This is a genomic window from Empedobacter sp. ULE_I140 (assembly GCF_053482575.1).
In genome coordinates this window covers 1,497,378-1,511,605 of the sequence record NZ_JBQMTX010000001.1, presented here as the reverse complement: position 1 = coordinate 1,511,605, position 14,228 = coordinate 1,497,378, and the positions used below count along the sequence as shown (strand labels likewise).

At 31.8% G+C, this 14,228-nt stretch carries 16 protein-coding genes and 3 tRNA genes; 9 read left to right on the top strand and 10 right to left on the bottom strand.

All coding sequences use genetic code 11. The annotated features are described in order from the left end of the window. The first annotated feature begins 162 nt into the window (after positions 1-162). Positions 163-1,410: a GTP-binding protein gene (locus tag ACTS9J_RS07210; protein ID WP_284583857.1), complete on the top strand. Its 1,248-nt coding sequence runs from the start codon at positions 163-165 to the stop codon at positions 1,408-1,410. Between the two features lie 245 nt (positions 1,411-1,655). Here the strand turns inward: ACTS9J_RS07210 and ACTS9J_RS07205 are convergent, their stop codons facing one another. The 6 genes from ACTS9J_RS07205 to ACTS9J_RS07180 form a co-directional block, all read right to left on the bottom strand. Further along, positions 1,656-2,663 (bottom strand): cytochrome d ubiquinol oxidase subunit II, encoded by a 1,008-nt coding sequence (locus ACTS9J_RS07205; protein ID WP_448353078.1) that lies wholly within the window; start codon positions 2,661-2,663, stop codon positions 1,656-1,658. 2 nt (positions 2,664-2,665) lie between these two features. Further along, the gene (locus ACTS9J_RS07200) at positions 2,666-4,003 is read right to left on the bottom strand and encodes a cytochrome ubiquinol oxidase subunit I (protein ID WP_448353077.1); all 1,338 of its coding nucleotides are present in this window, start codon (positions 4,001-4,003) and stop codon (positions 2,666-2,668) included. Between the two features lie 104 nt (positions 4,004-4,107). Beyond that, complete coding sequence (locus ACTS9J_RS07195) at positions 4,108-4,467, bottom strand: hypothetical protein (RefSeq protein WP_125350396.1); 360 nt, start codon at positions 4,465-4,467, stop codon at positions 4,108-4,110. Positions 4,468-4,485: 18 nt separating this feature from the next. Beyond that, entirely contained in the window at positions 4,486-5,487 is a 1,002-nt protein-coding gene (locus ACTS9J_RS07190; protein WP_125350395.1) for an acyl-ACP desaturase, read from the bottom strand. 9 nt (positions 5,488-5,496) lie between these two features. Beyond that, positions 5,497-6,231, bottom strand: coding sequence for a lysophospholipid acyltransferase family protein (locus ACTS9J_RS07185; RefSeq protein ID WP_125350403.1), 735 nt, complete (start codon positions 6,229-6,231; stop codon positions 5,497-5,499). A gap of 64 nt (positions 6,232-6,295) precedes the next feature. Then, on the bottom strand, positions 6,296-6,697 hold the full coding sequence (locus tag ACTS9J_RS07180) for a hypothetical protein (RefSeq protein WP_416410008.1): 402 nt from the start codon (positions 6,695-6,697) through the stop codon (positions 6,296-6,298). Between the two features lie 101 nt (positions 6,698-6,798). Here ACTS9J_RS07180 and ACTS9J_RS07175 point away from each other — a divergent pair, with 101 nt between their 5' ends. After that, positions 6,799-7,050: a hypothetical protein gene (locus tag ACTS9J_RS07175; RefSeq protein ID WP_219034183.1), complete on the top strand. Its 252-nt coding sequence runs from the start codon at positions 6,799-6,801 to the stop codon at positions 7,048-7,050. Between the two features lie 379 nt (positions 7,051-7,429). Here the strand turns inward: ACTS9J_RS07175 and ACTS9J_RS07170 are convergent, their stop codons facing one another. The 4 genes from ACTS9J_RS07170 to ACTS9J_RS07155 all read right to left on the bottom strand — a co-directional run bounded on the left by ACTS9J_RS07170 (position 7,430) and on the right by ACTS9J_RS07155 (position 8,174). Then, positions 7,430-7,735, bottom strand: a complete 306-nt coding sequence (locus ACTS9J_RS07170) for a hypothetical protein (RefSeq protein WP_180906354.1) — start codon at positions 7,733-7,735, stop codon at positions 7,430-7,432. A 149-nt stretch (positions 7,736-7,884) separates the two neighbouring features. Then, positions 7,885-7,958 (bottom strand) — tRNA-Arg (locus ACTS9J_RS07165). 27 nt (positions 7,959-7,985) lie between these two features. Then, positions 7,986-8,060, bottom strand: a tRNA-Pro gene (locus tag ACTS9J_RS07160). A 30-nt stretch (positions 8,061-8,090) separates the two neighbouring features. Continuing rightward, positions 8,091-8,174 (bottom strand) — tRNA-Ser (locus ACTS9J_RS07155). Positions 8,175-8,319: 145 nt separating this feature from the next. On the opposite strand from ACTS9J_RS07155, the gene ACTS9J_RS07150 reads away from it, so the two are divergent. The 7 genes from ACTS9J_RS07150 (at position 8,320) to ACTS9J_RS07120 (ending at position 14,061) form a co-directional block, all read left to right on the top strand. After that, a complete protein-coding gene (locus ACTS9J_RS07150) occupies positions 8,320-9,234 on the top strand; it encodes an N-acetylmuramoyl-L-alanine amidase (protein WP_114999956.1) in 915 nt (304 codons plus the stop codon). A gap of 157 nt (positions 9,235-9,391) precedes the next feature. Beyond that, positions 9,392-9,766 (top strand): VOC family protein, encoded by a 375-nt coding sequence (locus tag ACTS9J_RS07145; protein WP_313254203.1) that lies wholly within the window; start codon positions 9,392-9,394, stop codon positions 9,764-9,766. Between the two features lie 71 nt (positions 9,767-9,837). Beyond that, on the top strand, positions 9,838-10,017 hold the full coding sequence (locus ACTS9J_RS07140) for a hypothetical protein (protein WP_185655206.1): 180 nt from the start codon (positions 9,838-9,840) through the stop codon (positions 10,015-10,017). A 3-nt stretch (positions 10,018-10,020) separates the two neighbouring features. Further along, positions 10,021-10,587, top strand: coding sequence for a pentapeptide repeat-containing protein (locus tag ACTS9J_RS07135; RefSeq protein WP_291063420.1), 567 nt, complete (start codon positions 10,021-10,023; stop codon positions 10,585-10,587). A gap of 430 nt (positions 10,588-11,017) precedes the next feature. After that, positions 11,018-12,250 carry a hypothetical protein gene (locus tag ACTS9J_RS07130; protein WP_291091685.1) on the top strand — a complete coding sequence of 411 codons (1,233 nt, stop codon included), beginning with the start codon at positions 11,018-11,020 and terminating at the stop codon, positions 12,248-12,250. A gap of 36 nt (positions 12,251-12,286) precedes the next feature. Continuing rightward, positions 12,287-13,819 (top strand): MFS transporter, encoded by a 1,533-nt coding sequence (locus tag ACTS9J_RS07125; protein WP_221855797.1) that lies wholly within the window; start codon positions 12,287-12,289, stop codon positions 13,817-13,819. Positions 13,820-13,833: 14 nt separating this feature from the next. Further along, the gene (locus tag ACTS9J_RS07120; protein ID WP_125350389.1) at positions 13,834-14,061 is read left to right on the top strand and encodes a DUF6814 family protein; all 228 of its coding nucleotides are present in this window, start codon (positions 13,834-13,836) and stop codon (positions 14,059-14,061) included. Positions 14,062-14,228 lie beyond the last annotated feature (167 nt).

The window sequence follows — 14,228 nt, the reverse complement described above, 5'->3', positions numbered from 1 at the left end:
CAAACATTATTTTATTTGATTTTGAACAAAAATAAAAGAAATCTTTCTAACAGTGATTTATTATTAAATTCTTAACAGAACATTATAAAATTTATAGATGATTCTACACAAAAATTTGCGTGATAAAAACGTAACTTTGTAGCATATTTTTAAGCATAAATTATGAAAAATAGACTACCTGTAACGGTACTTTCTGGATTTCTTGGAAGCGGAAAAACGACACTTCTTAATCATATATTACACAATAAAAAAGGACTAAAAGTAGCAGTTATCGTGAACGATATGGGCGCAGTAAATATTGATGCGCAAATGGTTTCTCGCGAAAATGATTTAATTCAAACGGATGAAAAATTGGTTGAATTAAGCAACGGTTGCGTTTGTTGTGAATTACGAGAAGATTTGATCGTAGAAATAGAGAAGTTGGCACAATCAGGGAAATATGATTATTTGGTTATCGAAAGTTCTGGTATTTCTGATCCAGGTCCTATTGCGCAGTCATTGGATTTTGTTTCGCCAGATGGTAAAATTGATTTGCCAAAAGTTGCGCGTTTAGATACGTTGGTAACTGTAGTTGACGCTTATAATTTCTTCAAAAATTTAGGAACTGATGAAGATGTTTTTGATCGTGGTTTCACAGAAAATAGAGACGATAATCGTCCGATTGTAAATCTTTTAATCGATCAAATTGAATTTTCGAATGTGATTATTCTAAATAAAATGGATTTGGTTGAAGAAGAAACGTTGATGAATATTGAAGCGTTTGTGACAAAATTAAATCCTTCTGCTAAAATAATTCCTGCAAGTTTTTCTCACGTTGAATTAACTGAAATTTTGAATACCAATCTATTCGATTTCGAAAAAATTCAGGATATAGACGCCTGGGTAAAATTATTAGAAGAGCAAGAAAAAGAGGAACATCACCATCACCATCATCACGACCATGATCAAGAATGTGGCGAACATTGTACACACGAACACCACGATCATTTGGAAGAAAAATATGGAATGACTTCTTTTGTTTACAGACAAAAAATTCCATTTCATGCAGAACGTTTTTTAACCTATTTGAATGATAATTTTCCAGCAACAATTTACCGTTCAAAAGGTTTATTTTGGTTAGCAAATCGTCCTGATGAAGCTATTTTCTTGAGTCAAGCTGGTGGTAGTATCCGAATTGATCCTGCGGGGGCTTGGTGGTGCTCGATGCCATATGACGAAAGAATTCAGTTTGCAGCGTATCAATTTAATCAAAAAACGATTGAAGCCAAATGGTCGAAAGAATGGGGAGATCGAATGATAGAACTTGTTTTCATTGGACAAGGTTTGGATAAAGAAAAAGTTACACAAGAATTAAACTCTTGTTTGCTGAATGAGCAAGAAATTGCTGAATGGCAAGCAAAACATAATTAAAATAAAAGAGCCTTATTTCGAATTGAAATAAGGCTCTTCTCTTATCATCCTTGTTCTAAAGATTTAAATAGATTTATTTCATTTATCAAATTCACTTGTTCTTTTCTAAGGCTCGGTTAATTACAAACAGCTATGTTTATCCTATCCCGAGGACTCAGTTGATTGTAAACAGATGTGTTTGTAATAAAATCTTCTTGACAAACATTACAAACAAGTATGTTTGTAATAAAATTTGGAACGGATATTTATATTTTTTGTTTTTGATTGAATGAATAAATCAAGTAAAACAAGAATGGTAAAATAAATATCGAGCCGAGTAATAATGCCCAAGCTAACATATTTATCGTACTCAACGCACCGTAATCTGTTAATAAAGATAATGTTGAACCATCTTTAAATAATACCAAATTTGGAAAATGCGAATAAGTTGCCGCAAATAAAATCATCATCACAATAATTCCTGCGTAAACTTTCAACAAAGAATCCTTCGCTTTATTTAAGGCTGAAAGTAATAATACAATCGAAATTGAAGCAATTGTAATTGCGATATAACCGTAAATTTCTGATGTTATCCAACTAAATAATGGAAGGTTTTTCCAAAGTGAAACTGCAAATACCAATGCACCAGCAACAAAAATTAAAGCTGTATAAAGCTTCGCACGTTTTCTTAAAATCACTTTATCTTCTTCCTTTTTAACAGTTTGAATTGAATAAACCGAAGCCAAGAAAGCACAAATCACAACAGTGAAAATTCCAACTGAAAAATTAAACCAACTTAGCCACGAAAAAATATAAGCATCTTGAAACGAAAGTGCATTATCATCAATACTTCCCGAAACGATAGATCCTGCTATTATGCCCAAAAACAAAGGTGTTACAACACTTGAATAAGTAAAAATGACATCATACAAATTGTGCCATTTATCATTAATTGCATCATAATTTCTGAAAGTAAACGATGTTCCTCTTGCAATAATTCCCAATAACATGATTACTAACGGGATGTGCAAATAATTTGAGATTTCTGCATACATCTTAGGAAAACCAACAAATAAAATAACAATGACAATGATTAACCACATGTGATTTGCCTCCCAAATTGGTCCAATCGAATTGTACATAATCTTCTGCGTACGTTTTTTGTAACTCTTTTCAGAGAACAATTCGACAATTCCAGCACCGAAATCTGCTCCTCCTAAAATTAAATATAAACAGATGGCAACCCACAAAAATGCTATTACTACGTAAATCATACTTAATGTTTTTCTGGTTTATAATTTGGATCTTCTGGATCGTAAAGCTTCGCAACCATTTGTATTTGTCGATTCATTAAGAACACCAAAATAATGGACAATGTGATGAAGACAAATGTGAAAATGTAAAACGAATATTGTATTCCTGGCATTGGCGTGATGGAATCTACCGTTCGCATAATTCCGTAAATAATCCACGGCTGACGACCAACTTCTGTTACCGTCCAGCCTGCTTCTAAAGCGATATATCCAAAAGGTGTCGCAATCATAAACAATTTATAAAACCATCGTTTTGTTCGCCAATCTTTCTTAAAGAATTGCGCAATCAAATAAATCACAGCTATTCCCATCATCAACATTCCGAATGTTATCATAATCTGAAATGCATAATGTACAACTGCCACAGGCGGCCATTCATCTTTCGGAAATTCTTCTAGACCTTTTACAGGTGTTTTGAAATCTGAATGAACCAAGAAACTTAACACACCCGGAACTTTTATCGCGTATTTGATTTCTTCTTTTGACTCGTCCACTATTCCACCCAAAACAAACGCAGCACTTTCTTCTGTTTTGAAATGCGCTTCCATTGCAGCTAATTTAATTGGTTGACGCTTCGCTACATCTTTTGCCGAAATATCTCCACTAAGAGGTGCTAATAACGCCGCAGTAATAGCCAATACAGAACTAATTTTGAATGCTTCTCGATGAAAATTCACATTCTTACCTTTCAAAATAAGATAAGCATGTAAACCAGCAACAGCAAAACCAGTTGCACAAAAAGCAGCAATCGTCATGTGTAAAGCTTGAGAAAACCACGCATCGTTGAACATAGCTTTTACAGGATCTATGTTTAAATATTCGCCATTTATAAAATCGAAACCTGACGGAGAATTCATCCAAGCATTTGCAGCAACAACCAAAATCCCTGAAGCTAAACCACTAATCCCTACAATTACACCACAAATCCAATGAAACCATTTATTGAATTTGTCCCAACCATAAAGGAAAAAACCTAAAGCAATAGCTTCAATAAAAAAAGCTGTTCCTTCTAACGAAAATGGCATTCCGAAAATTGGTCCAGCGTGTTCCATAAATTTAGGAAACAATAACCCTAACTCAAACGAAAGCATAGTTCCTGAAACTGCTCCTGTAGCGAACAAAATTGCAACTCCTTTACTCCACGCTTTAGTTAGTCCTTTGTAAATTTTTTTTTTAGTTCTGAGGTATTTGTAGTGAGCAATTGCCATCATAAACGGCATCACCATCCCGACACACGAAAAAACAATGTGAAAGGCTAACGACATCGCCATTTGACTTCTGGCAGCAATAAAATCGTCCATAAGCAGTTGTTTTTAATTTCTTTGTTGGTTAAAGTTACTAAATAAAAAGAGGCAATTCGATTTTGAATTGCCTTTTTTTATATGATTTTGATTATATGTGATTTTCAAAAATTATTCAAATAATCTACATTCGGTATTTGATAAACTTTATTACTATCAAAATTTTTAATTTTATTACCCCTTACCATAATTCTTTTAGTTCCAGACTCTGTTGAAAAAATAATTTGAAAATCTTCATCAAAATTTTTAGAATCTATTTGTTTAGCTTTATTTAAAATAACTAAAAGTTGTTTTATCTGATTGTCATTTAATTGTTTTATTTCTGAAAATTTTCCATTTGAATTACTATCAGGTCTTTCTAATATAACTTCTTTAATTTCATTAATATTAGATGGATAATTTAACCTATCAATATTTGAACATGAAATTATAAATAGAAAAAGTAAAACAATCTTGATATACATCTTAATAAAATTGATTTTCTATTTAGCTGTCGCAGGAACTAACCACTTGAATTGTGGTCCTACTTCAGGAATTACAATACGTTGCGAAATTCTATCCATTCTATCTGGGAATTTCATGATATAATCTCTTGCTTTTTCAGCCTCAGCATTCAATCCAGAGATTTTATCTAATTGCCAAGCTTCAATTAATTTTCGCATAATATCGATGTAATCAAACGCTGTGTACACACCAATGCGTTGCGCTGCATCTGAAAACGCATCAAACAAAGTTCCTCTTTCTTCACCAGAAGCTCTTAAGAAATGCGCTGGCATTACAATTTTAAGTTTGAACATATGTTGAACAGCTAACATCATTTCAGAAGGATCAGCTTCGAAGATACGACGAACGAACTCTGTGTAAGCTAAATGGTGACGCATTTCATCTCCTGCAATAATTTTACACATACGCGATAATTTTTTCGCTCCGTATTTTTTTGCAATTGCTGATACATTATTGTGCGATACATAAGTTGCTAATTCTTGAAAACTTGTGTAAACAAAGTTTTTGTAAGGATCGTGTGCTGTTCCAATGTCGAAACCGTCATTTATCAAATGTTGCGTTGTTACTTCAACCTCGCGCATATTGATACGTCCTGATAAATACAAAAATTTATTCAAAACATCACCGTGACGATTTTCCTCTCCTGTCCAATGGCGAATCCATTTTGCCCAACCATTTTCTAGGTAATTTCCTTCTTCATCTACCACACCGTCCATTTGCATCAACCAAGATTCGTAGGTTGGCAAAGCTTCCTCGGTAATGGTATCACCAATCAATGTAATCCAGAAATCATCTGGCAAATCTTTCGAAAGCTCTTGTAATTCTTTGATTTCGTCAAAAAAAGAATCTGTTTGAGAATTCGGTAAAAAATCTGTTGGTTGCCAAATTTTATCGGCTGGAACTAAGAATTTGTCCATATAAGCATCAATATCTTTCTCAAGAAATTGCATTACTTCCAGGCGAACATTATTTATTGACATATAATTATTTTATGCGGTTATACTACTTTTTACAGTTTTTTCGGTAAGCTCGAATATTTCATCAAACTTATAGTCACTCACTTTTAAGGGTTTATGGTATTGTATCGTTACTTTCGCGCCCAAATACATCGGGAATTTACCCCACTTTTCTATTTCCCACGTATTATTTAGCGTAACGGGAACAACATAAGCGTCTTTAGCATATTTCGTCAAAACTTTCAATCCATTTTCTTTGAAAGCCTTTGGTACTCCATTTTTGCTTCTTGTACCTTCTGGAAAAATAATAGCTGAATAATTATTTTTCTGAATGTATTGCGCTAATTTTTTTATTTCCTCTATTGCTTGTTTTCCGTTCTTACGATCGATTAATGCAGAACCTCCATGCGTTAAATTGTACGATACACTGGGAATTCCTTTTCCCAATTCTATTTTCGAAATAAACTTAGGATGATAATCAGCCAAATCATATTCCAACGGAGAAATATCATACATACTTTGGTGATTACTCACAAAAATCAATGGTACATTTTGTTTCAAATTTTCTCTTCCTTTATAGGTATACGTTGTACCTAAAATTCTTGTCCAAAAAACCAAAAGACCATTCATCACTTTTACACTTTTGTGATGAGCAGCATAACCTCCCAAATTGTAGCACAACCATTGCACAACATGCATTACCAACAACGTTAATCCATAAAAAATATAAAAGATTATAGATAACGGATAACTTAAAATTTTCTTCAACATTAGAAATTTAGACAAATTTAATAAAAAATTATGCTAAGCATAATATATTTTTCTAGGCGATTTACTTTATTAATTTCAAAGTTAACTTTTCTTGATGAGCTTCATCATAAAAAGTAATTTGATTTGATGATTTTACTATAAAATATGCAGTTTTTTGCAAATTTTGAATCAAATTTTGAGGAATTTCGCAATCAGAATTCACTTGTTTTAAATGATTAAAAATTATAGCTTGATCTATTTTGGTATAATCAGCCGTAATAATTCCGCAAACCGTTTTCATTACCATTTTTTTCGTTGCATCTTCAAAAATAATGTAATCTCCTCCATCATTTATATTCCATTTACCCGACAAATCGCTAATTTCTGAAGTCACAACTTTAGTTTCGGAAACTGTTTTGGTTGGTAAACAACTTGTTAATCCTAAAACAAAAAACAAAAGTATTGCTTGAATTGTATATTTCACGTGGTTTTATTTGTAACGAAGGTAGAAATATTTTGAATATTACGGATTGATTTTTTAAATATTCAATTTTATTAAGAAATTTGTTCTCTAAATAAGAAACAATGGCGAACACAAAGAAAGGAGAAGTTTTTACTGATCAAAATAACATCAAAAAAGTAAAAATAGAACGAAAACCAAGTTTTCCTAAAATCTATATTTTAACCGATGATTGTCAATTCGTGGAAGATGGTTTGTACGAATTAGATTTTTTTGAAACGCCAAGTGTGACTAATTTCAAATCTAAATTGAATCCAACTATTCCTGCAATTAACTTTAAACAATTGAGTGAAAAAGGAAAAGATTTTTTACAATAATATGCTGAAATAATTTTCTCTAAAAACACAATTAAATAACAACACAATATCCATTGTTGAAAAAATAGAATTCTACATTTTTTCTCCTACTTTCCTTCGAGGTTTCTTCGACCGTTGTTCGACGAAAATGCCGTTTCGTCGAACAACGGTCGAAGAATGGTCGAACAACAATCGAACAAACTAAAAAACAACTAAAAATTCATATCGCTCAAAACGATGATAAATAGAGGCATAAAAAAGAATTTTTCTTTTTACTAATTGAATAAATAATGATAGGACAAATACGGACACAAAAAATGTTTTTTTTATAATTATTCTAACTTTTTAGTATCTTTATGAATCTTCGTTTTTTGAAAAATCAATAAAAGACGAAAATTTATTAAAAACTTCCTCCGAAATTAGCACCTTCAAATAGTTTTAAAATTCCAAAAAAAGGAATAAAACTTAAAAGTAATACAAGATATAATATCCTATTTTTATAGTTAAAAATAATGGATATTACTGAAAAAAGTGGACATAAAATAAAAGACCCAAATCCAGTAATAGCTATAAAATCGAACATAAAATTTTGATTTCTTGCTATTTCAGTTCCATCAATACTATACATAACAATAAAGCATAGAAAGAAGAATATTGTCAATCCTATAAATACTCTTGATATGTTGATTTTGGTTGGCTGATTCATACAATTTATTTGAATAAAAATAAGTAAACTTTACAGAAAGCATCTCACTGAAAATAGTGATTTACAATTTTGCTTAAAATTTGATTGTATTGAAGCAGTAATAAACAAAAAACCCATACTGATTATCAGTATGGGTTTTCTTTAGATTGTGATCCAGTCAGGATTCGAACCTGAGACCTACTGCTTAGAAGGCAGTTGCTCTATCCAGCTGAGCTACTGGACCAATCCAAAATTCTATTACTAAAATTCGTCGGGGTGGCAGGATTCGAACCTGCGACCTCCTGCTCCCAAAGCAGGCGCGATGACCGGGCTACGCTACACCCCGAGTGGTGTTTTATTTCTAGCTTTAAAAAAGCGGAGAGACAGGGACTCGAACCCTGGCATCGGTTTCCCGATGACAGATTAGCAATCTGCTCCATTACCGCTCTGGCACCTCTCCTAACTTTTAAAAATAAGACTGATTAGTCTCATAAAGCGGTTGCAAATATATATTGACTTTTATTGCAAAACAAGTCTTTTTAGAAAAAAAATTAAATTATTTGGCTTAATTTTGGCTATTCAAAAGACTATTTAGAACTAAAAGAATGAATTTTAAAGGATTAGTATTTTCGGCAATTTCTTGTTTTTTTATTTTGGCTAGTTGTGCAACTAAAACAGTTCCACCAAAAACAATTACAAAAGTAATTCGTGACACAGTCATTATCAATTCAAAAACAGATCAACCGGAAATGACTCGAGCTGCAAAACTCGACAAGTACAAGGTAACAACAGATTATTATCCATCTATCTCGCAAGATGAACGTGTACGATTTTTGGTGTTACACTACACAGCAATCAACACAGAGTTATCGTTAAAAGTATTGACTCAGAAAGATGTAAGTGCGCATTATTTGGTAAATGATTATGATGACAAAACAATTAATCTTTTAGTTGACGAAACAAAACGTGCATGGCATGCAGGTGTTAGTAGTTGGAAAGGATTGGATAATATAAACTTTTCTTCTATTGGTATCGAAATCGTTAATCTTGGAAACAAAGGAACGGATGCTTATCCAAATTACACGCCTTATCCAGATTATCAAATCAAAAAAGTAGGTGAATTGACACAAGATATTGTAAAACGTTATAATATTTCTCCTTTTAATGTAATTGGGCATTCTGATGTTGCGCCAGGAAGAAAACCAGATCCGGGTCCACTTTTCCCTTGGAAAAAATTGTATACAGATTACGGTGTTGGTGCATGGTACGATGATACAGACAAGTATGTATTTATGCAACAATATCCTTGGGATACAACAAGTTCCGTTTTTATCACACAAGTGCAAACTGATCTTAAGAAATATGGGTACAACGTTCCTACAAATGGAATGATAGACGCGCAAACAAAAAATGCAATTGTGGCATTTCAGATGCATTTCCGTCCAGAAAAATACGATGGAGTTGTAGATGCTGAAACTTGGGCAATCTTGAAAGCATTAAACAAAAAATATAATCCATAAATCAATTTTGATTTATAGTATGAAACTCCTACGTGTTAGGAGTTTTTTTATGGAATAAACTTTCAGTAAAATAATATGAATAAATAGCTTAATTTTCATTAAAAATGGAATTGAGAGTTAAGAAAAATTGAAGTAATTTTATCCAAAATAATATAACATGGCTTTTAAAAGTTTGCGCCCAATTATTTGGACGAAAGATTTACAAAAAACAACAAAATTCTATAAAAAATTAGGATTTAAGATTGCTGATCAAAATGAAGATTGGATTTGGGCTTGCTTGCAAAAAGACGATGTAGAAATTATGTTGGCTTATCCAAATGAAGGAGCAGATTTTGAACGAGCTAATTTCACAGGTTCTTTTTATTTTGTTGTAGACAACGTAGACGAGTTGTGGAATCAAGTAAAAGATGATTGCGAAGTTGTATATGAAATTGAGACCTTTGAATGGGATATGCACGAGTTTGCAATCTACGACAACAATGGTTATATCTTACAATTTGGACAAGAAATAGAAGTTACATTCGAAGATTAATTATGATCTCAAAACGATATTACAACATTATTTTAGCGATAATTATTCTTATTATTCCAATTGTTTTTTACATGATTATTAACACTATGGTTAGTATAAAATATGAAACCGACGGAGTTGACACTTGTATTTCTACTGTAACAGGAAAAAATCTTTGTTCGCAAATCGATCAACTAAAAGTTACTATTTATATTGACATGATTGTGATGATTTTCTGGTTAGCCTTAAGAAACTTAATCGTAAAAAAATAACTTATGGATTATCATTTCGAAGAAAAATTTGAACAAATTAATTTCTCAGAAAATCAAAATATATCTGGTGAATACGAGAATTGCGAGTTTATAAATTGTGATTTGAATGGATTAGATTTAAGCGATATCAAATTTATTCAATGTCAATTTATCGAATGTAATTTGAGTAATGTAACTTTAGAAAACACAAGTTTTCAGCAAGTTGAGTTTATGAATTGTAAAATGATAGGTTTTAATCTCGAAAATTCGAACAAATTTGGATTAAGCATTTCATTTGAAAATTGTACGTTAAACGACTCATCTTTTTATGAATTACCGCTAAAAAAAACAAAGTTTAGCAATTGTTCTTTACAAAATGTAGAATTTTCTTTCGCAGATCTTAGTCAAGCTTATTTTATGAACTGCAATTTGGCTCACGCTATTTTCTATCAGACCAATTTAAAGCAAGCCAACTTCAAAACGGCTTATAACTTCACGATAAATCCGAATGATAATCAATTGAAAGGTGCGCAGTTTTCCAAAGAAAATTGTGTTGGATTATTAGATTATCTTGGAATTACAATAAATTAAAAAAAAGGTTTCGAACAAAATCGAAACCTTTTTTATGCTTTCTACTTATACTATTCTAATCAGAATAAATAATTTCAGATTATATTTTACTAAATCATAACATTTTAGAATAAATTACTTCCATTCTTTATCAATTAATCAATAATTATTTCTTGATTTAATAAATAATAAGACTATTATTGCATCTTTTTTTGATAAATTCTCTGAAATAAATTCATCTCAGATTATCAACTTAAAACTTTTCTTGACATTTTCTTAAGAAATTAAAAAAAATATTAGCGTATTATTTACACTAATAAAATAAAAAAGAAATTCTTTATCAAAAAAAGCATTATTATTATTCGATACGTTATTTTAGATAAACTTAAGTCTATTAATTAAGTCAATACAAAATCACAAATAATGTACAACTAACACCATTTATTAAAAAATGAAAAAAATTTTTGTTGCACTTGCTCTACTATCCATTTTTGGAGCCACGGAATTGAAGGCTCAATATGCTTCTGAATATGATGGCGGTTTGGTCGTTAAATTAAATCCAGAAGGAAGTAAATATGTCCGATTTATTCTTTGGGGACAAACTTGGTTTCAGGATTACGAAGGAAAACACGCCAATGATGGATTTTCTATCAAACGAGCGCGTGTTCTTGCTTATTCGCAAATCAATGATCGATTTATGATTTTAACACATTTTGGTGCAAATGGAATCTATGACAATAATCTTTCTCCGATGGGAAAAAGTACAGATGTATCATTTTTCTTGCATGAAATGTTTTTACAATATAAGGTAACGAACAATTTAGCAATTGGTGCTGGAGTTCACAATTTTGGTGGAATTTCTCGTGGAAATGGTCAAGGTTCTATCAATATGTTGACCTTAGATAATAATAGAGCTGACTGGTCTACACTTGGTTTGTCTGATCAATTTTCAAATCATTTGGGAATGTTTGCAAAAGGGCGAATTGGAAAACTGAATTATCGTTTAGCATTAAGTGATGCTATTACGAATACTTTAGATGGAAACTCTTCGACAGTTTTAGAAAACGGACAAGAAAAGTATTTAGGAAAAGCGATACTTGGAGAAGGAAAATATGCGGTTTCAGGATATTTTGATTATCAATTCTTAGATCAAGAATCGAATGCTTTACCTTATCGCGTTGGAACCTATTTAGGAACTAAAAAAGTATTTAACATTGGAGCAGGATTTTTCAATCAAAGTAATGCAATTGTCAAAAAAGAAAATGATAATTTGATTGGAGAAAATGTAACTCATCTTGCTGTTGATGCTTTTTATGATGCGCCAATCGGAAAATCTTCTTCGATAACAGCTTATGCGAAATATCAAAATTCGGACATGGGCGAAAATTATGTACAAGGAAATGTTGTAGGAGATGGAAATCAGTTTTCTGGACATGTCGGGTATTTATTGCCTAAAAACATCAAAGAAGGAGAAGGGAAATTCCGTAATAGAATTCAGCCGTATGTAGGATATTCTTACAGAGATTTCAAAGGTTTAGTGAAACCTGCAAACGAATTAAAATTAGGTGGAAACTGGTACATTGATGGTCAGAATGCTAAAATTTCTGTAGAATATCAAAAATCTTTCGATCAACCAAAACACATGGACGACATGATAACAATACAAGCAATGATATTATTATAAAAAAAACACAAGAATTAACACAAAAACACATTATTTATGAGCGAAACTGCTAACAAAAAAACAATCTGGAAAGTAATTGGTGCTTCCTCTATGGGAACGCTAATTGAATGGTATGACTTCTTTATTTTTGGAAGTTTAGCTGTTGTAATTTCTACTAAATTTTTTCCCGCTGATAATCCTACAGCAGCCTTTTTATCAACCTTAGCAACATTTGCTGCTGGATTTGTTGTACGTCCATTTGGCGCATTATTCTTTGGTCGATTAGGAGATATTATCGGTCGTAAATATACGTTTATGGCTACTTTAGTATTAATGGGGGGAGCAACTTTTTTGATCGGATGTATTCCATCTTACGAATCAATCGGGTTTATCGCACCTTTATTAGTATTAATCTTACGTTTATTACAAGGTTTAGCACTTGGAGGCGAATATGGAGGTGCTGCAACATATGTAGCAGAACACGCACCAAACGGAGAAAGAGGATATTGGACTTCTTGGATACAAACGACTGCTACAGTTGGTTTATTTGTTTCGTTATTGGTTATTTTATTAACGAAAACATTATTATCAGAAGAACAATTTGACCTATGGGGATGGCGAGTTCCATTTATTTTATCAATTTTGATGGTTTACGTCTCATATTTGATTCGTAAAAACATGGATGAATCGCCAGCTTTCAAAAAAGCAAAAGATGAAGGAACAACTTCTAAAAATCCTTTGAAAGAATCTTTCGGGAATCGTTACAACATGAAATTCGTTTTATTAGCACTTTTTGGAGCTGTAATGGGACAAGGAGTCGTGTGGTATACAGGTCAGTTTTACTCGATGAGCTACATGAAAACGGTGATGAATGTAGAATCTGATCAAGTAGATTCTTTGTTAGGAATTGCTTTATTATTTGGTACACCTTTCTTTGTATTCTTTGGATGGTTGAGTGATAAAGTTGGTCGAAAATGGGTGATGTTAATCGGAATGATTGTCGCAGTATTCTCGTATCGACCAATTTACGAATCAATGTATCAAACAACAAATCTTGAAAACAAGGAAGTGATTGCAGCACAAACAATTGAAAAAACTGAAATCAAAAATATTGACGAAAAATCTGATTCTATTTATACAATTCAAAAATCATTTACAGATGGTACAACTTACAAACAAGTTACAACGCGTCATTTAGAAAATGGTCAAGCAAAAATTGTGGCTGGAAAAGTAAGTGAAATTGTTAAAAAATCGACACATATTAATAGTGGTGATAAATGGAAATTAGTTGGTCTTATCTGGATTCAAATTATTTTTATCACAATGGTTTATGGTCCAATTGCTGCGTTCTTAGTAGAAATGTTCCCTGTTAAAATTAGATATACATCAATGTCTTTGCCTTACCACGTAGGAAACGGAATTTTTGGAGGTCTTTTACCTGCTGTTTCTACTTATTTGGTAACAAATGCCAAAAACAACGGAGATCCACAGTTTTACTTAGAGGGTCTTTGGTATCCTATCGGAATTGCGGCTGTTTGTTTTATCATCGGAGCAATTTATATCAGTAATAAAGACAGAAATGTTAACTAAAAAACTAATTAAAAATGGAAACAATTAAAAAAATATTAGGAATCGTTTGGATCGCATTATCACTTGTTTTAGCCTACTTTTGTATCATGGAATTTGGAATTCCAAAATTATCATCAGGTTCGCAAGATGATTTAGTATTCGGAATTATTATTCTATTTGTCCTTACACCAATTATTGTTATTGGAATGGCTCTCTTTGGCTATTATGCATTACTTGGTGAATACAGTGAAGAAAAAATGTAAAAAACTATACACGAAATCCTCAACACATGTTGAGGATTTTTTTATATAAATGTATTTTCAATAAACCTTTTTATTAAATCCATAAAAAACAAATCATAAAACGTTAATATCTTTTTAAGAGTTTTAGCATAGTTTATGTCAATTAATTTTAAAATCAACAAAGGTAC